This window comes from Stenotrophomonas sp. KH_036_B, assembly GCF_057839485.1.
The window spans coordinates 4,400,001-4,417,594 of sequence record NZ_CM174491.1 but is presented as its reverse complement, the minus strand read 5'-3'; the positions used below and the strand labels follow the sequence as shown (position 1 = coordinate 4,417,594).

At 69.4% G+C, this 17,594-nt stretch carries 15 protein-coding genes (1 of these 15 only partly in view); 9 read left to right on the top strand and 6 right to left on the bottom strand.

Going from position 1 to position 17,594, the window contains the following annotated elements; translation table 11 throughout:
* Nucleotide 1: 1 nt before the first annotated feature.
* The 4 genes from AC3ITN_RS19485 to AC3ITN_RS19470 form a co-directional block, all read right to left on the bottom strand.
* Nucleotides 2–1,471 (bottom strand): efflux transporter outer membrane subunit, encoded by a 1,470-nt coding sequence (locus tag AC3ITN_RS19485; RefSeq protein ID WP_489391591.1) that lies wholly within the window; start codon nucleotides 1,469–1,471, stop codon nucleotides 2–4.
* Nucleotides 1,468–2,376: an efflux RND transporter periplasmic adaptor subunit gene (locus AC3ITN_RS19480; RefSeq protein WP_489391590.1), complete on the bottom strand. Its 909-nt coding sequence runs from the start codon at nucleotides 2,374–2,376 to the stop codon at nucleotides 1,468–1,470. Before AC3ITN_RS19480 ends, AC3ITN_RS19485 begins: the two co-directional genes overlap by 4 nt.
* Complete coding sequence (locus AC3ITN_RS19475) at nucleotides 2,373–2,582, bottom strand: DUF1656 domain-containing protein (RefSeq protein ID WP_313344944.1); 210 nt, start codon at nucleotides 2,580–2,582, stop codon at nucleotides 2,373–2,375. The genes AC3ITN_RS19480 and AC3ITN_RS19475 overlap by 4 nt, the downstream gene beginning before the upstream one ends.
* Nucleotides 2,583–2,665: 83 nt before the next feature.
* Complete coding sequence (locus tag AC3ITN_RS19470; RefSeq protein ID WP_313344942.1) at nucleotides 2,666–3,121, bottom strand: MarR family winged helix-turn-helix transcriptional regulator; 456 nt, start codon at nucleotides 3,119–3,121, stop codon at nucleotides 2,666–2,668.
* A gap of 159 nt (nucleotides 3,122–3,280) precedes the next feature.
* Between AC3ITN_RS19470 and folE the strand changes: the two genes are divergently transcribed.
* Genes folE through AC3ITN_RS19450 form a run of 4 tightly spaced genes read left to right on the top strand, consistent with a single transcriptional unit; the run spans nucleotide 3,281 to nucleotide 9,704 of the window.
* Nucleotides 3,281–3,883 (top strand): GTP cyclohydrolase I FolE, encoded by a 603-nt coding sequence (gene folE / locus AC3ITN_RS19465; RefSeq protein ID WP_038691614.1) that lies wholly within the window; start codon nucleotides 3,281–3,283, stop codon nucleotides 3,881–3,883.
* 13 nt (nucleotides 3,884–3,896) lie between these two features.
* The gene (locus tag AC3ITN_RS19460; RefSeq protein ID WP_313344939.1) at nucleotides 3,897–5,366 is read left to right on the top strand and encodes a DUF3375 domain-containing protein; all 1,470 of its coding nucleotides are present in this window, start codon (nucleotides 3,897–3,899) and stop codon (nucleotides 5,364–5,366) included.
* On the top strand, nucleotides 5,353–6,054 hold the full coding sequence (locus AC3ITN_RS19455) for a DUF4194 domain-containing protein (RefSeq protein ID WP_489391589.1): 702 nt from the start codon (nucleotides 5,353–5,355) through the stop codon (nucleotides 6,052–6,054). Before AC3ITN_RS19460 ends, AC3ITN_RS19455 begins: the two co-directional genes overlap by 14 nt.
* 44 nt (nucleotides 6,055–6,098) lie before the next feature.
* Nucleotides 6,099–9,704 carry an ATP-binding protein gene (locus AC3ITN_RS19450; protein ID WP_489391588.1) on the top strand — a complete coding sequence of 1,202 codons (3,606 nt, stop codon included), beginning with the start codon at nucleotides 6,099–6,101 and terminating at the stop codon, nucleotides 9,702–9,704.
* Between the two features lie 37 nt (nucleotides 9,705–9,741).
* On the opposite strand, the gene AC3ITN_RS19445 is transcribed toward AC3ITN_RS19450, so the two are convergent.
* Complete coding sequence (locus AC3ITN_RS19445) at nucleotides 9,742–10,518, bottom strand: sulfite exporter TauE/SafE family protein (RefSeq protein WP_313344932.1); 777 nt, start codon at nucleotides 10,516–10,518, stop codon at nucleotides 9,742–9,744.
* A 327-nt stretch (nucleotides 10,519–10,845) separates the two neighbouring features.
* On the opposite strand from AC3ITN_RS19445, the gene AC3ITN_RS19440 reads away from it, so the two are divergent.
* The 5 genes from AC3ITN_RS19440 to AC3ITN_RS19420 all read left to right on the top strand — a co-directional run bounded on the left by AC3ITN_RS19440 (nucleotide 10,846) and on the right by AC3ITN_RS19420 (nucleotide 17,103).
* A complete protein-coding gene (locus tag AC3ITN_RS19440) occupies nucleotides 10,846–11,235 on the top strand; it encodes a YchJ family metal-binding protein (protein ID WP_489391587.1) in 390 nt (129 codons plus the stop codon).
* 302 nt (nucleotides 11,236–11,537) lie between these two features.
* Nucleotides 11,538–12,452: an L-histidine N(alpha)-methyltransferase gene (egtD, locus tag AC3ITN_RS19435; protein WP_489391586.1), complete on the top strand. Its 915-nt coding sequence runs from the start codon at nucleotides 11,538–11,540 to the stop codon at nucleotides 12,450–12,452.
* A gap of 145 nt (nucleotides 12,453–12,597) precedes the next feature.
* The gene (gene egtB / locus AC3ITN_RS19430) at nucleotides 12,598–13,899 is read left to right on the top strand and encodes an ergothioneine biosynthesis protein EgtB (RefSeq protein ID WP_489392970.1); all 1,302 of its coding nucleotides are present in this window, start codon (nucleotides 12,598–12,600) and stop codon (nucleotides 13,897–13,899) included.
* Complete coding sequence (gene egtD, locus AC3ITN_RS19425) at nucleotides 13,896–14,870, top strand: L-histidine N(alpha)-methyltransferase (RefSeq protein ID WP_489391585.1); 975 nt, start codon at nucleotides 13,896–13,898, stop codon at nucleotides 14,868–14,870. The genes egtB and egtD (AC3ITN_RS19425) overlap by 4 nt, the downstream gene beginning before the upstream one ends.
* 55 nt (nucleotides 14,871–14,925) lie before the next feature.
* Nucleotides 14,926–17,103 carry a lytic murein transglycosylase gene (locus AC3ITN_RS19420; protein WP_489391584.1) on the top strand — a complete coding sequence of 726 codons (2,178 nt, stop codon included), beginning with the start codon at nucleotides 14,926–14,928 and terminating at the stop codon, nucleotides 17,101–17,103.
* A gap of 287 nt (nucleotides 17,104–17,390) precedes the next feature.
* Here AC3ITN_RS19420 and AC3ITN_RS19415 read toward each other — a convergent pair whose 3' ends face one another.
* Nucleotides 17,391–17,594 carry the 3' portion of a benzoate/H(+) symporter BenE family transporter gene (locus AC3ITN_RS19415; protein ID WP_489391583.1) on the bottom strand. It continues 984 nt past the right edge of the window, so the window shows 204 of its 1,188 coding nt (coding positions 985–1,188); the start codon falls outside the window, past its right edge; it ends in the stop codon at nucleotides 17,391–17,393.

The following is a 17,594-nucleotide window of genomic DNA, read 5'->3' as shown; positions in this document are numbered from 1 at the left end:
GTCAGTCCTGCCGACCAACAGCGGGCGCCTGGGCCACCGCGTCGGCGTTCCAGCCCCCGCCGAGCACCAGGAACAGCTGGATCTGGTCGCGTGAGACCTGCGCCTGCTGCTGGGCCAGGGTGGCATCGGCCGAGACCAGGGTGCGGTCCGCGTCCAGGCTCGACAGGTACGGAGTGCGCCCACCCTGGTACAGCCGGCGGTTCTGCGCGGCGGCAAGTGCGGCCTGCGCCTGCGCCTCCTGCAGCGACTGCAGCCGTTGCAGGTCGTGCGCGTAGCGGCTCAGCGCGGTCTGGGTCTCGCGCAGGGCCTGCAGCACGCTGTGGTCGAATTCGGCCAGTGCGGCATCGGCCCCGGCCTCGGTGGCGTGGATGCGGGCATGGGTGCCCGAGGAGGGCAGCGTCCAGGAGATCAGCGGGCCGAACGACCATTGCTGGGTCAGCGGTTCGCCGATGTCGGCGAGCAGGCCCGCCGCGCCGAGCGAAGCGCCCAGGCGGATGTCCGGGTACAGCTCGGCGGTCGCCACGCCGATCCGGGCCGTGGCGGCGGCCAGCCTGCGTTCGGCCTGGCGGATGTCGGGGCGGCGCTGCAGCAGCGCGCGGCCATCGCCCACCGGCAGCGGTTGGGCCAGGGTCGGCGCCTGGCTGCAGGCATCCACGCCGTCGGGCAGCTGGCCCGGCGTGCGGCCGAGCAGGGCGGCCAGCTGGTATTCCGAGGCCTGGCGCTGCGCGCGCAGTGGCGGCAGCGCCGCCTCCAGCATCGCCACCTGGGCATTGGCGCGGGCCAGCTCCGGCGGCGTGCCGCGCCCGGCATTGATCAGGCGCTGGGTCACTTCGCGGCTGCGCTGCTGCAGCTGCAGGGAATGTTCGGCCACGTGCAGTTCGTGGTTGGCGTGGCAGATCTCCACGTAGCTGCCGGCCACCTGGGCCACCAGCGAAACCCGCGCCAGGTCCATGGCGGCAGCCACCGCCTGCTCGTCGGCGCGTGCGGCCTCGGAGGCGCGCTTGAGCTTGCCGAACAGGTCGAACTGGTAGGACACCGCGAACGTGCCGTCGGCCAGGTTGATCGGCGGCAGTTCGTGATCCAGCAGGAACGACTCGGCCGACAGCTGCGCGCGGCTCACCCCGGCCTCGGCCTCGTACTCGAACCCGCCGGCATCCAGCGCCTGCTCGTAGACGGCGGCGGCGCGGCGCAGGTTGGCATCGGCCACCTTCAGTTCCACGTTGTCGCGCAGCGCCTGTTCCACCAGCCCGTTGAGCGTGGCGTCCTGGTACAGCTCCCACCAGCGCGCCGGCAGTTCGGCGCCGGGCGCCACCTGCGGGTTGGCGGTGTCGATGAAGGCGGCATTGGCGGCGGGGCGCTGGAAGGCCGCGCCGGCCGGTACCGCGTAGTCCGGACCGACCGTGCGGCACGCCGCCAGGCTGCCGGCCAGGGCCAGGGCGGCGCCGATGCGGTGCAGCGCCGGGCGGTTCACAGCGCCGCCCGTGCCGGTTGCGCCGGCGTGGGGGCGGCGGCGTCCGGCTCGATGGTGACCGTGGCGGTACGCCCGGCGATCAGGTTCACGCCCTTGGGGACGGTGTCGATGTGGATGCGCACCGGGATGCGCTGGGCCAGCCGCACCCAGTCGAACGCCGGGGTCACGTTCGGCAGCAGGCTGGAGCCTTCACTGCGGTAACGGTCCTCGATGCCGGCGGCGATGCTCTGCACATGGCCCTGCAGCGGCTGCGCTTCGCCCATCAGGCGGATGTCCACCTTCTGCCCGGCGTGCACGCCACGCAGGCGGGTCTCTTCGAAGTAGCCATCGACGCGGAACGAGCCGGTGTCCAGCACCGCCATCACGGGGCGCCCGGCCGTGACGTAGTCGCCGGCGCGCACGGTGCGGTCGTTGACGTGGCCGTCGCTGGGGCTGCGCACCTCCGTACGGGCCAGGTTGAGCTTGGCCAGGTCCACCGCCGCCTGCGCGGTGGCCATCGAGGCCTGGGCGGCCTGCAGCTTGGCGCGGCGCACTTCGGCATCTTCGGCGGCCACCAGGTCCTGCAGGCTGCGGTCGCGCGCGATCTCGCGGCGCAGCTGCTCCAGCGTGGCGCGGCGCTCGCCCAGTGCGGCCTGGGCCTGCTGCAGCGCGATCTGGTAACGCGCGCGGTCGACCACGAACAACACTTCGCCGCGCGTCACCGGCTGGTTGTCGGCCACCTTTACCGCCTCGACCAGCCCGGACACGTCCGGGGCGACCTGGACCACGTCGGCGCTGACGTGCGCGTCGCGCGTCCACGGCTCGTCCATGTAGTACGACCACAGGTGGCGCAGCACCAGCAGGGCGGCGATGACGGCGACCACGGTCAGGACGACCGGGACGGTGTGCTTGAGGATCTTGTTCACGATTGCATCCAACGCATCAGGGAAAACAACCCGCCAAGCACGATCACGTACGTGGCCAGGTTGAACAGGGCGGGGTGCCAGATGTGGCGGTAGGCGCCGGTGCGCTGCAGGACCAGGCGCAACCCGCTGTTGAGCAGGTAGGCCAGCAGCATCAGCCCGAGCAGGGTCGGGACGAACACACCATAGAGACTGAATTCACCGTACATCGGGCAGGAAGTTCGCAGGGAAGCGGAAAGGGGGGTGCCACGGCGTCGCAGGACAACACCGGGAGGGCGGGCAGGGCAGGGGCTTACGTCACGCGTTCGGACGCGTCGGCCAGCAGCGTCCAGAGTTTCAGCACGGTGCGCAGTTCATCGGTGCTCAGCGCCCCGAACACGTCCTGGCGCAGGGCGATCAGCGCGGTTTCCAGTTCGCTGACCAGCGCCTCCCCCTTGTCGGTGAGCCACAGCAGGTTGGCACGGCGGTCGCTGGCGTCGCATTCGCGGCGGACCAGGTCGCTGGCCGACAGCTTGTCCAGCAGGCGCACCAGCGAAGGGCCTTCCATGCCCAGCTGCTGGGCCAGCGTGACCTGGCGGATGCCCCCGCCGGCGCGGCCGATCAGCAGCAGCGGCATGGTGCACGCGGCTGAAATGCCATAGCTGCCCAGGGCCTGGTCGGCCAGGCGCTGCCATTGCCGCCCTGAGTGGAGCAGGCCGGAGCTGAGCTGCATCTGCAGCTGGGTGTGTTCGTCGAGGGAGCGTTTCATGGCAGATAGATAGGATACTACTAATTACGACCCTATCAATACCCCCAGCCCAACGGCGGCCCAACGGACCCGCACCGGGCGGGGCCCGACACCGATGGCGGAGGACGCCCGAGGGGTCTGTCGGGTACGATGCTTGCCCCCCTTCGGGTGCTGTATGTAATGAGCAAGAAAGACAACGACGCGACCCCGGTCACCCAGGCCGATGCCGAATCGGCCGTGCGCACCCTGCTGCGCTGGGCCGGTGAAGATCCCACCCGTGAAGGCCTGCTGGACACCCCGCGGCGCGTTGCCGAAGCGTACGGCGACTGGTTCAGCGGCTACCGCGATGATCCGCGCGCCTACATGGAGCGCACCTTCGAGGAAGTGGCCGGCTACGACGAACTGATCGTGCTGCGCGACATCGAGTACGAAAGCCACTGCGAACACCACATGGCGCCGATCATCGGCCGCGTCCACGTCGGCTACCTGCCGGCCGGCAAGGTGGTGGGCATCAGCAAGCTGGCCCGCGTGGTCGAAGCCTATGCCCGCCGCTTCCAGGTCCAGGAAAAGATGACCGCACAGATCGCGCAGTGCATCCAGGACGTGCTGCAGCCGGTCGGCGTGGGCGTGGTGGTCGAAGGCGCGCATGAGTGCATGACCACCCGCGGCATCCACAAGCGTGGCGTGAGCATGGTGACCTCCAAGATGCTGGGCAGCTTCCGCGAAGACGCCCGCACCCGTGCCGAGTTCCTGCGCTTCATCGAAGTGGGCGGCAAGCGCTGAACCCCCGGGCACCATGAAACATCGCGAGCGCATTACCCGTTATCGCCACCTGCGCGAGCAGTCACAGTGGAAGCTGCTGGCGGCCGACCACGCGCCGGAGATCATCGGCCTGCTGCAGAGCCTGCTGATGCAGGACGAGCGCACCCTGTCCACCGGGGTGCTGCACGAACGCCTGCAGCGCGCGCTGGATGACCTCAAGGCCGACGAGCTCGCGCGGGATCTGCCGCGCACCGCGCAGGCGTACATCGCACACTGGCTGGCCCAGGGCTGGCTGGAACGCCGCCTGCCGGAAGGCGCCGACCAGGAGCAGTACGAACTGTCCACCCAGGCCGCGCAGGCGATCCGCTTCGCCGACAGTCTGGAGCAGGCGCGCGCGGCCGCCACCGAAAGCCGCCTGGCACTGGTGATCGAGCAGCTCTCGCAGCTGGCCGCGCTGACCGAGTCCAATCCGGATGCACGCCTGTCCGCGTTGCGCGACGAGCGCGACCGCATCGATGCCGAGATCGCCCGCGTCAGCGGCGGCAAGGTGTCGTCGCTGGATGGCAAGCGCGCGCTGGAGCGGACCCGCCAGATCATCGGACTGGCCGACGAGCTCACCGAAGACTTCCGCCGCGTGCGCGACGACTTCGAACGCCTCAACCGCGAGTTCCGCGAACGCATCATCGACGACGAGGGCGAGCGCGGCGACGTGCTGTCCAAGCTGTTCGAAGGCGTGGACGTGATCGGCGACAGCGACGCCGGGCGCAGTTTCGAGGCGTTCTGGCGGCTGCTCAACGACGCCGAGCAGAGCGCCCAGCTCGATGCCGCGCTGGAGACCGTGCTGGCCCGTGGCTTCGCGCGCAAGCTCGACCGTACCGAGCGCACTTTCCTGCGCGGCTTCACCACCACCATGCTCGAGCGCGGTGGCCAGGTCCACGACGTGCTGCAGCATTTCGCCCGCAGCCTGCGCGGCTTCGTGCAGAGCCGTGGCTACCTGGAGCAGCGCCGGCTCAACCAGCTGCTCAAGCAGGCCCAGGGCGAGGCGCTGTCGCTGCGCGACCATGTGCCGGCGCAGCGTGCCATCGGCCACGACCTGCAGCTCAGCACCAGCCGCCTGCGCTCGCTGTCGCAATGGAAACTGCACGATCCGCGCCAGGCGCACGTCGACGGCAGCGTGCAGCGCAACGAGACCGCCGCGATCTCGCTGGAGAGCGTCGGCGACCTGGTGGCCGCCTCGGAAATCGACTTCCGCACCCTGCGCCGCGACCTGCACGACCTGCTCGGCGCGCAGCCGCGGCTGTCGATCGCGCAGGTGCTCGAACACCGCGAGGCCCCGCAGGGGCTGGGCAGCATCATCGGCTATCTCTCCCTCGGCACCCGCCACGGCGAGGTCGCCACCGATCAACAGGAGATCGCGCAATGGCGCGGCGGCGACGGCCAATGGCGTCGCGCCCGCATTCCGCTGATCTGGTTCACCGAGGAGAAACGCCATGAGCTGGCATGAACAATCCAATGACGCCGCGGTCGACGGCAGCGCGAACGCGCATGACGATGAGCCGGTCGTGGTCACGCCGCTGCCGCGGCGCAGCAATGACGTGTTCTACATGGGCGACACCGGGCGGCTCCCGCTGGATGGGCGCCGCGCGCTGTGCCAGCTGCTGATCGGCCCCAGCATCGACCAGCTGCGCCACGCCAAGCTGTGGCCCGCGCTGATCCGCAGCGAAGCGGCCATCCGCTCGGCGCTCGCCGACCTCTTCCTGGAGCTGGTGCTGGACCGCGAAAGTGGCGTGGCCTTCACCCGCCAGGCCGACACCGAAGACATCGACGCACCGGTGCTGCTGCGTACCTCGCCGCTGACCTTCATCGATTCGGTGCTGCTGCTGCACCTGCGCCAGCAGCTGGCCGAAGCCGATGCCCGCGGCGTGCGCGCGGTCGTTGAAGACGGCGGACTGGCCGAAGCGCTGGCCGTCTACGAGCGCCATCTCTCCACCGACCGCGCCGGCTTCAACCGTCGCGTCGCCAGTGCGGTGCAGAAGATGAAGGACAACCACATCCTCACCCGCCTCGGCGGTGACGATGCGCGTCATGAAGTGTCACCGGCACTGAAACTGATGTTCTCCGCCGAAGATGTCGCCGCCCTGGTGCAGGTGTACCGCCGCCTGCGCGAAGCGCCGGCCGACCTCGACGCCTGAGCGCGCCTGCGCGCCGCTGCCCTGCCTGGATTGCTAGCCCTGCCATGACCGTCCACATTCCCGCACCCGCCCTGTTCCCCGGCGACCAGCCCGACCCGCGCGCGCAGCAGTTCCGCATGCGCCGCCTGCAGGTCCACAACTGGGGCACGTTCTCCGGCCTGACCGAAGTGCCGATCGCCGAGCGTGGCTTCCTGTTCGTCGGCCGCTCCGGCTCGGGCAAGTCCACCCTGCTCGATGCGATGTCCGCGTTGCTGGTGCCGCCAACGCTGGTCGACTTCAACGCCGCCGCGCGTGAAGCCGAACGCAGCGGCCGCGACCGCAACCTGGTCTCCTACGTGCGCGGCGCCTGGGCCGACCAGCAGGACAGCGGTACCGGCGAGATCGCCACGCAGTACCTGCGCAAGGGCGCCACCTGGACCGCGCTGGTGCTGGAGTACCGCAGCAACGACGGCCGCATCGTCAGCCTGGTGCGGCTGTTCTGGATCGCCGGCAACGGCGCCGCCGCGGCCGATGTGCGCAAGCACTACATGGTGGCCGAGCGCAGCATCGACATCGCGCGCGATCTCGGCGGCTTCGACCTGGACCTGCGCAAGCTCAAGCAGCGCCTGGGCGATGTGCACCACTTCGACAGCTTCGCCAGCTACGCCGAACGCTTCCGCCACGTGCTCGGGATCGAGAACGAGATGGCGCTGCGCCTGCTGCACAAGACCCAGTCCGCCAAGAACCTCGGCGATCTGAACGTCTTCCTGCGCGACTTCATGCTCGATGCACCGCGCACCTTCGATGCCGCCGAGCGTCTGGTCGACGATTTCGCCGAGCTCGATGGCGCCCACCAGGCTGTGGTCACCGCGCGCCGACAGGTCGAGACCCTGCTGCCGGCACGTGGCCACTACGCCGACCTGCAGGCGCTGCGCCGTCAACGCGCGGACCTGGACGAAATGAAGCTGGGCATCGACGGCGTGCGCGAGCAGCGCCGCCTGGCCCTGCTGGAGGCACGCCTGCTCGAACTGGACACCCGCGACCGCGGCCTGTCCGGCGAGGAAGGCCAGCGCCGCAGCGCGCTGGACAACCATGAAAGCCATCTGGCCGAGCTCGAGGCGCAGCGCCGGCAGCAGGGCGGCGAGCGTATCGAGGAGCTGGAACGCGAGCAGGGCCGTGTGGCCCAGGAACGCGACCGCCGCCTGGCCAAGCGCAGCCAGGCCACCCACGCCAGCCGCGAACTCGGCGAAACCCTGGCCGAGACCGCGCACGGCTTTGCCGAGCAGCTGGCCCGCGCGCAGACCCGCCTGGATGACGGCCAGCGTGCCGCTGCGGCACTGGACGAGGCCATCGCCGAACGCATGGGGGGCAAGCGCGACGACGAGCGGCGCTTCGCCGAGGTGCGCTCGGAGCTGGAGGCGCTCAAGCGCACCCCGTCCAGCATTCCCGCACCGATGCAGCAGCTGCGCGCGCGCCTGAGCAGCGATACCGGCATTCCCGAGGCGGCTCTGCCGTTCGTGGGCGAACTGCTGCAGGTCCGCGACGAAGATGCCGCGTGGCAGGGCGCCATCGAACGCGTGCTGCACGGTTTCGCGCAGTCGCTGCTGGTCGACGAACGCCACCACGCCCAGGTCTCGGACTGGATCAACCAGACCCACCTTGGCACCCGCCTGGTGTACTACCGCGTGCGCCGCAACGACGACGCGCTGCACGGTCGCGAGCCCGGCGCGCGTTCGCTGCTCAACAAGCTGGTCCTGCGCGAACACGGCTACGCGTCGTGGCTGCGCCGCGAGCTGGCCAAGCGCTTCGACTACGAATGCGTGGATGCGCGCCACCTGCGCGATACCGACCGCGGCATCACCAGGGAAGGCCAGATCAAGCATCCCGGCGAGCGCTTCGAAAAAGACGACCGCCACAACATCAGCGACCGCCGTCGCTGGCTGCTCGGGTTCAACAACCGCGACAAGCTGGACCTGTACGAACGCGAGGCGATCGAGCTGGCCCAGCGCATCGCCGCGTGCGACAGCGATGTGGCCGCGCTGCGTGCGCAGCGCGAGCTGGACGGCAAGGCGCGCCTGGCGTGCCACCAGCTGTGCACGCTGGGCTGGGACGAAATCGACGTGGCCGCGCCGCTGCAGCGCCTGGACGACCTCGCCCAGGCCCTGCACGACCTGCGCGAAGGCAACGCCGACCTGCGCAAGCTGGGCGAGCAGATCGAAAAGACCCGTGCCGACGTGATCCAGGCCAAGCGCACCTATGAAGACGTGCGTGTGGAGCGCGGCCAGCTCGGCCGTGAGCGCGAGCGCCTGGATCGCCTGCACGAGCAGTGCGTGCCCTTGGCCAAGCGCGTGGTCACTCCGCTGCAGCAGCAGGGCCTCGGCGAGCGTCTGACCGCCCTGGGCGTGCTCAGCCTGGAGAACCTGGAGGCCCACTTCCGCCAGATCAGCAACGCGCTCAACGAACAGCTCGGCAGCTCGCAGGCCGAACACAACCGCTTGGAGAACCTGCTGCTGGGCTGCTTCCGCCGCTACTGCCAGGCCTGGCCGGAAGACAGCGGCGACTTCACCGTCAGCCTGTCCAGTGCCGAAGATTTCCTGGCCCGGCTGCAACGGCTGGAGAACGACGGCCTGCCCCAGCACGAGGCGCGCTTCTTCGACCTGCTGCAGAGCCAGAGCAAGAACAACCTGCTCGCACTGCAGCGCCATACCGCCGAGGCGCGCAAGTCCATCGCCCAGCGCCTGGACGAGGTCAATGCCTCGCTGGAACAGGTGCCGTTCAACCGCGGCACGCTGCTGACCATCGAACTCACCGACCGCCGCCTGCCCGAGGTGCTGGACTTCCACCAGCGCCTGCGCGACGTGCTGTCCCAGCAGCAGACCGACCAGCGCGAGCTGGCCGAAGCGCAGTTCGCCGTCCTGCGTGAACTGGTCGCCAAGCTGGGCTCCCAGGAAGGCGAGGACAAGCGCTGGCGCGAACTGGTGCTGGACGTGCGCCTGCACGTGGAGTTCGTCGGCGTCGAGCTCGATGCCGCCACCCGCCAGCAGGTCGAGATCTATCGGAGCGGCGCGGGCAAGTCCGGCGGCCAGCGCCAGAAGCTGGCCACCACCTGCCTGGCCGCCGCGCTGCGTTACCAGCTCGGTGGCGCCGACGGCCAGCTGCCCAGCTACGCCGCCGTGGTGCTCGACGAGGCCTTCGACAAGGCCGACAACGAGTTCACCGCGCTGGCCATGAACATCTTCGACAACTTCGGTTTCCAGATGGTCGTGGCCACCCCGCTGAAGTCGGTGATGACGCTGGAGCCGTTCATTGGCGGCGCCTGCTTCGTGGAGATCAGCGGCCGCCATGACTCCGGCGTGCTGCTGATCGAGTATGACGACGAGGGCAGGCGGTTGAAGCTGCCCGAGCGTGCGCGTGCCGGCGAGACGGCGGCGGCACCTGCACCGACGGTGATCGCGGCGCCTGACCTGATCGAGGCCCCGGAGGGAACGTCCAACGGCGTGATCGCCGCCCCGGGTGACGAGGATGCCGACGTCATGGCCGAGCATGTGGAGGCACCGGCAGCAGTGCCGGCATCCCGCCCAACCAAGGCCACGACCAAGGCGCCGGCGAAGAAAGCCGTGAAGAAGGCCGCGCCCAAGGCGGCGAAGAAACCGGCCAAGCCCCGGCGCTGAGCCACGGACGGGTCAGCCTTCGGGCTGGCCCGCGCTGCTATCCGGCGAAGGTATCCCAGCCCATCCGCGCGATCAGCACCACCACCAGGCCCACGAACAGCTTGCGGATGAACGGCGTGCCCCCGCGCAGCGCCAGCCGGGTGCCCACCACCGAACCGATGATGTTGGCCGTCGCCATCGGTACGGCGAACAGCCACAGGATGTTGCCGGTCGGCACGAAGAACGAGATCGCGGCGACGTTGGTGGCCAGGTTCACCACTTTCGACGCGGCCGAGGCGCGCAGGAAGTCCAGCCCGAAGAAGCGCACGAACAGGAAGATCAGGAAGCTGCCCGTGCCGGGCCCGAAGAAGCCGTCGTAGAAGCCGATCACCGCGCCGATCGCCAGCGCCGTGGCCAGCTCCCTGCGGCCGATTTCGCGGGGGCGGTGCAGGGCACCGAAGTCCTTCTTCCACAACGTGTAGCCCAGCATCGCCACCAGCAGCACCAGCACCAGTGGCCGCACCGCATCCTTGGGCAGCAGGCTCACCGCCGTGGCCCCGGCAAACGAGAACACGAACGCCGTGGCTGCCGCGAACAGCACCGGTCGCCAGGGGAAGCGCACGTTGCGCGCATAGCGGAACGCCGCCGCCGCGGTGCCGAACATCGAACTGAACTTGTTGGTGCCAAACAGCATGGCGGGCGTGTGCTGCGGCAGCACCGTGAACAGCCCGGGCAGCTGCACCAGCCCACCGCCCCCCACGGCCGCATCGACCAGCCCGGCGATGAAGGCGATCGCCACCAACCACAACAGCTCAGGGGGAACCAGCTCGAACACGGCAGCGCATCGTGGCGGAAAGCGCGCCAGCATACGCCCAGGCCACCGGTAACGGGTAGAGCCGACGGGGTAGTGCCGACTGGGTAGGCCCGACGGGGTAGAGCCGACTGTTAGTCGGCTGCTCTCCGCTCAAGGGTCATGACACCCCACGCACGGCTTCGTTCAACGCTAAACGCCGGAAGCACGGCGGTGGTCGTATGTACACAGGCTCCGGGCGGTTGGGCCGCGCGGCGCGCGGTCACCGGGCACGGCCCGGCGCTACGCATTGCTACGGGCCTTCGTAGGCGGTCCTGCCATAAAGCCGGTGCGTCCGGGCACAATGTGCCCATGACCCCTGTTGACCCCTGTCCCTGCGGCCTTGCATCGGCTTACATCACCTGCTGCGGCCGCTACCACGCCGGCGACCCCGCCCCCGATGCCGAGGCCCTGATGCGCTCGCGCTACAGCGCCTACGTCAAGCAGCTGCCGGACTACCTGCTGGCCAGCTGGCATCCCGACACCCGTCCGGAAACCCTGTCGCTGGGCGAGCCGGCCGGGCAGCGCACCCGCTGGCTGGGCCTGACCGTGCACGAGCACATCCGCAGCGATGCCGACCACGCCCAGGTGCGTTTCACCGCGCGCTACCGGATCGGTGGCGGCAGCGCGGTAAAGATGCAGGAGCACAGTCGCTTCGTCCGCGCGCACGACCGCTGGTTCTATCTCGACGCGTTGCCCTGAACCCTCCCGGCGCCGCGTACCGCCAGCACGCGCTGCTGGCCGTGCGCGCGCACGCAGTTGCGCCCTCCGGCGCATGTAGGACCGATGCCGACAGTCCATGGCTCGTGTCAACGCCACTGCGGTGGGGCACCGGAACGTATCGTCGTTCCAGCCAGCAGCGCGATGCTAGTTTCCTGAGCGAATGTCGCCGACATGCCATCAGGTGGGTGCCTGAACTGCCTGCCCCTTCGTCAGGACCCCGCATGCGCAAACCTCACACACGACGGCACGGCGAAGACGCCCAGTCGACCCTCTTTACGCAGATGCGCGCCGACGTCCTGCACGGTCTTGAGCAGTATCCGCGGCGGCTGCCCTCCAAGTACCTCTACGACGGGCGAGGCTCGGCGTTGTTCGAACACATCACCCATCAGCCGGAGTACTACCCGACCCGCACTGAGCTTGCCCTGCTGCGCGCGCATGCCGCCAGTATCGCCCGGTGGGTGGGGCCGCGCCTGCATATGGTGGAACTGGGCAGCGGCGATGGGCGCAAGACCGCCCTGTTGCTCAATGCGCTGGACGACCCGGTGGCCTACACCCCCGTGGAGATATCGCGCACGGCTTTGCAGGGCAGCATCCTACGTTTGCGCGCGGCCTTGCCGGATGTCGAGATGCTGCCGCTATGTGCGGACTTCACCCAACCGTTGGCGCTGCCCAAGCCGCAACGCGCACCACAGCGCCGGCTGCTCTTCTTCCCCGGTGCAACCCTGGGCAACTTCATGCGCGGCGACGCGGTCGCCCTGATGCGGCTGATGCACCATGCGATGGGACCTGACGGCATGGCCTTGATCGGTGTCGACCTGCACAAAGAACCGGCGATGATCGAGGCGGCGTACAACGACGCCGCCGGCGCTGTTGCCGCCCTCAGCCTCAACCTGCTACGTCGCCTCAACCGCGAGCTCGGCAGCGACTTTGATCTTCACGGGTTCGCCCATCGTGCCTGCTACCACGCATCAACGCGGCGCATCGAGGGTGAGCTGGTCAGCCTGCGTGCCCAGAACGTGTGTATTGGCGCGCACCGCTTCGCGTTCGACAACGGCCAGGCAATCAACGTGTTCTACAGCCACAAATACAGCGAAGCGGAATTCGCCACGATGGCCGAAATGGCCAATCTGCGCATCTGTGCCGATTGGTGCGCCACCGGTCCCGCCTTTGGCCTCTATCTGCTGCGCCGGGCGTGAATCCTTGGGAATGCGCGCCAGGCCGACCCCCAGACAGGTCAGCAGCCGCGGCCCGTGCCTGTTCAACGTGCCTATTCAACTTGAGCGATGTAACAGGATGTGAGCCGGGCCATGACGTCGCGCTCACCAGCGGTCACCGATCCTGATCGCGATGAACGCCGTCGCTACCCCGTCCCGATCCGCCGCCAGTGCTGCAACCGTTGCACTGGCCGCCCGCTATGCCCAGGTGCGCGCACGCAGCGTGGCCCTGGCCGCGCCGCTCAGCGCTGAAGATGCCATGGTGCAGAGCATGCCCGACGCCAGCCCGGCCAAATGGCACCTGGCCCATACCACCTGGTTCTTCGAGCGCTTCGTGCTGGCCACCCAACCCGGCTATGCACCGTTCAATGCCGACTGGCACTACCTGTTCAACAGCTACTACCAGAGCATCGGCCCCGCCCATGCGCGACCGCAGCGTGGCCTGCTCTCGCGTCCGTCGCTGCAGGAGGTGCTGCAGTTCCGCAGCGACGTCGACCAGCGCGTGATCGCGGCGCTGCAGGCCGATGCGCTCGACGAGCAGGCGCGGCGGCAACTGCTGCTCGGCCTGCACCATGAGCAGCAACACCAGGAGCTGCTGCTTACCGACATCAAACATGCGCTGTGGAGCAACCCCCTGCAGCCGGCGTACCGCGACGACCTGGTGCGCAGCCCCGGTCTCGCGTCGCCGCTGGCGTGGGTGCACAGCCCCGAGCAGATCATCGAGATCGGGGCGCCTGCATGGCCCGCCCATGCCGAGTTCGCCTACGACAACGAGTCGCCCGTGCACCGCGTGCTGGTGCCTGCCCATGCCCTGGCCCATCGACCGGTCAGCAATGCCGAATTCCGCCGGTTCGTCGAGGACGGCGGCTATGCCGAGCCGGGCCACTGGATGAGCGAGGGCTGGACCCTGTGCCAGCAGGAGCACTGGCAGCACCCGCTGTACTGGGACGATGCGCTTGAGCGTGAGTTCACCCTGGCCGGCTGGCGCGCACTCGACCCGGACGCGCCGGTATGCCACCTCAGCTACTTCGAGGCCGACGCCTACGCCCGTTGGGCGGGGGCGCGGCTGCCCACCGAGTTCGAGTGGGAGGCCGCCGCCGCCGGGCAGGCGCCGCGCGGCAACTTCGCCGACAGCGACCGTCTGCACCCGGCTGCCCCGGACGACGACGGTACCCCCGGGCCGCACGTGCAGCTGTTCGGCGATGTCTGGGAATGGACCAGCAGTGCGTACGGCGCCTACCCGGGCTTCCGCACGTTCGAGGGCAACCTGGGCGAATACAACGGCAAGTTCATGTGTGGCCAGTGGGTGCTGCGTGGCGGCAGCTGCGCCACCCCGGCCGACCACATCCGCCCCAGTTACCGCAATTTCTTCGCACCGTCGGCGCGCTGGCAGTTCGCCGGCCTGCGCCTGGCAAGGGACGCCGCATGAGTACTGTCAGTGATGCCCTGGACGCGTTGACCGACCTGCAGCCCGATCGCGCGCGGATCACCGCCGACATCCTGCAGGGCCTGTCGCAGTCACCAAAACAGCTGCCCTCCAAGTATTTCTACGACGCGCGTGGCTCGGCCCTGTTCGAGCAGATCACGCGCCAGCCCGAGTACTACCCGACCCGCACCGAACTGCAGCTGCTGCAGTCCGTCTCGGCCGACATCGCGCGCGCCGTGGGTCCGCGCCTGCACGTGGTGGAGCTGGGCAGCGGCAGTGGCCGCAAAACCGAACACCTGCTGCATGCGCTGGCCGACCCGGTGGCCTATACACCGATCGAGATCTCGCGTGCGGCCCTGCTCGACAGCGTCGCACGGCTGGCCGAGGCGCTGCCGGAGATCGAAATGCTGCCGGTCTGCGCCGACTTCACCCGCCCGGTGGATCTGCCCGAACCGCAACGCGAGCCGGCGCGTCGACTGATCTTCTTCCCCGGGTCCACGCTCGGCAACTTCGCGCACGACGAGGCCGTCGCGCTGCTTGATGCCATGCGCCAGACCATGGGCCCCAACGGCCTGGCGCTGATCGGCATCGACCTGCACAAGGACCCGGCGCTGATCGAAGCGGCGTACAACGACGCCGCCGGCGTCACCGCCGCGTTCACCCTCAACCTGCTGCGCCGCCTCAACCGCGAGATCGGCAGCGATTTCGACCTCGACGGCTTCGATCACCGCGCCCGCTACAGCGTGCCGCGCCTGCGTATCGAAACCGAACTGGTCAGTCGCCGCGCACAGCGGGTGCATGTCGGCGGCCGCGTCTTCGATGTCGCCGAAGGCGAGGCGATGACCGTCGAATACAGCCACAAGTACACCGATGCGACCTTCGCCGCGCTGGCCGCTGAAGCGGGCCTGCGGGTACGAACGCAGTGGAACGTGGCCGATCCAGCGTTCGGCCTGCGCCTGCTGCAGCGGGCCTGAAACGCGCGGCTTGCCGCTATGATGCAGGTCCACTTGGCTGCAGGGATTTCCGCCAATGAGGTCTTCAACAGGCTGGCTGCTGGGCATGCTGTGCCTGGTCAGCGCCCCGCTGGCCGCCGCGCCGCAGGACGACTTTGAGCGCTGCCTGGGCACGTTGCAGCCGCAGGCGCTCAAGCAGGGCGTCAGTGCCGAGGGTTTCACCCGCCTTACGACCGGGCTCACCCCTGACCTGAGCGTGCTCCCGCTGCTGGATGCGCAGCCGGAGTTCACCACGCCGCTGTGGGATTACCTGGCCGCGCTCGTGGATACGCAGCGGGTCGACGATGGACGTACCCGCCTGACCCAGCACCGCGACCTGCTGGCCACGGTTTCAGCGCAATACGGTGTCGATCCCGCCACCATCGTCGCCGTCTGGGGCGTGGAAAGTGACTACGGCCGCGTGTTCGGCAAGCGGCCGCTGCTGCAGTCACTGGCCACCCTGTCCTGCAACGGCCGCCGCCAGCCGTTCTTCCGTGATGAGCTGCTGGCACTGCTGAAGCTGCTCGATGCCGGCGATCTCAGTGCCGATGGCCTCACCGGCTCCTGGGCCGGGGCCTTCGGCCATACCCAGTTCATGCCCTCCACCTATGCGCGCATCGCGGTGGACGGCGACGGCGATGGCCGTCGCGACCTGGTCGCCAGCATTCCCGATGCACTGGCTTCCACCGCGAACTATCTCAAGCAGGCCGGCTGGCGCACCGGCCAACCGTGGGGCATCGAGGTGAAGATCCCGCCGGGGTTCAACGCCGCCCTGGCTGGACGCACCCAGCGCAAGCCGCTGGCCGCCTGGCGCGCGCTGGGCATTGCCCCCGTTGCCGGCGGGCCGCTTGCACCTGCCGGGCTGCCGGCCGATGCCAACGCGGCGCTGCTGCTGCCCACCGGCGCCAAGGGCCCGGCCTGGCTGGTGTTCCGCAATTACGACGCGATCTACGCCTACAACGCTGCCGAAAGCTATGCCCTGGCCATCGCCACCCTGGCCGACCGCCTGCGCGGTGGCCCCGGCATCGTCGCGGCCTGGCCCACCGACGACCCTGGCATCGGCCGCACCGAACGACGTGAACTGCAGACCCTGCTGCTCGCCCGTGGTCATGACATCGGCGTTGCCGACGGCATGGTCGGCACCGCCACCCGGCGCGCCATCCAGATCGAGCAGCAGCGCCTGGGCTGGGCCACCCCCGACGGCCGCGCCGGCCAACGCATCCTCACCGCCCTGCGCACCGCCCCTCCACTTCCCATCACGTCGACCGCCATGCCTGTCAGCACCGTGTTCAGCCTGCCGCCCAACCATGCCCGCTACGTGCAGTCGCCGGCCGCCCCCGCCGCCGCCCTGCCCAAGCTCGACGGGCTCAGCATCGTCAATGTTCAGGGCTTCCCGGCGTGGAAGGTGGAAACGCCGCTGGCCAGCGCCGCCATCTCCGTGTTCGGTGGGCAGCTGTTGTCGTTCGTCCCCAAGGGCGGCCAGGACGTGATGTGGCTGTCGCCCACCGCCCAGGCGCTGCCGACCCCCATCCGCGGCGGCAGCCCGGTGTGCTGGCCGTACTTCGGTCGCCAGGGGCAGGGCACGGATGTGCCGTCGCATGGGTTCGTGCGCAACGTGCCCTGGACGCTGCAGAGCGCGCAACGCGAGGCCGATGGCACGGTGGTGCTGACCCTGGCGCCGCCGACCCTGGAGAACCTGGACCTGCGCCTGAGCATGCAGGTGCGGATCGGCCGCACCCTCGAGCAGCGCCTGACCACCGAGAACACCGGCCGTCAACCGGTCACCTTCACCCAGGCCCTGCACAACTACTTCCGGGTCAGTGACGCCATGCAGGTCACCGTGTCCGGGCTGGACGGCCTGAGCTACCTCGACAAGTTCGAGAACTACACCACCCCACGCACCCAGCAGGGCGACTGGTCGCTCAATGATCCGCGCGACCCCGGCCGCAGCGACCGCATCTATACCCAGGCCAGCGGCCGCTACGTGCTGAAGGACCCGGGCCTGAAGCGCAGCATCGAGATCACTACCCAGGGCAGCCGTTCCCTGGTGGCGTGGAACCCGGGCGAAGCGGGCGCGGCCAAGATGGCCGACGTCGGCGCCGGGTGGCGCAATTACGTCTGCCTCGAAGCGGCCAACGCCGGGCCGGATGTGGTCACCCTGGCGCCCGGCGCGCGGCATGTGCTGCAGCAGACCCTCAAAGCAACCCCGCTATGACGTAGTGCCGGCCGCTGGCCGGCTCCAAGGCAACCCACCGCGGTAGTGCCGGCCGCTGGCCGGCTCCAAGGCAACCCGACCGCGGTAGTGCCGGCCGCTGGCCGGCTCCAAGGCAACCCGACCGCGGTAGTGCCGGCCGCTGGCCGGCTCCAAGGCAACCCACCGCGGTAGTGCCGGCCGCTGGCCGGCTCCAAGGCAACCCACCGCGGTAGTGCCGGCCGCTGGCCGGCTCCAAGGCAACCCACCGCGGTAGTGCCGGCCGCTGGCCGGCTCCACGCGAGCCGACCTCATCCGCGAGCGCGCGGCCGCAATGCCACCAGACAGATGCCGCCGGCCACCAATCCCCAGAACGCCGAGCCGATCCCGGCCAGCGACAGGCCCGAGGCAGTGACAAGGAAGGTCACCAGCGCCGCCTCGCGGTCGGACTCCTCGCGCAGGGCCGTCGCCAGGCTGTTGGCGATGGTGCCGAACAGCGCGATGCCGGCCACGCA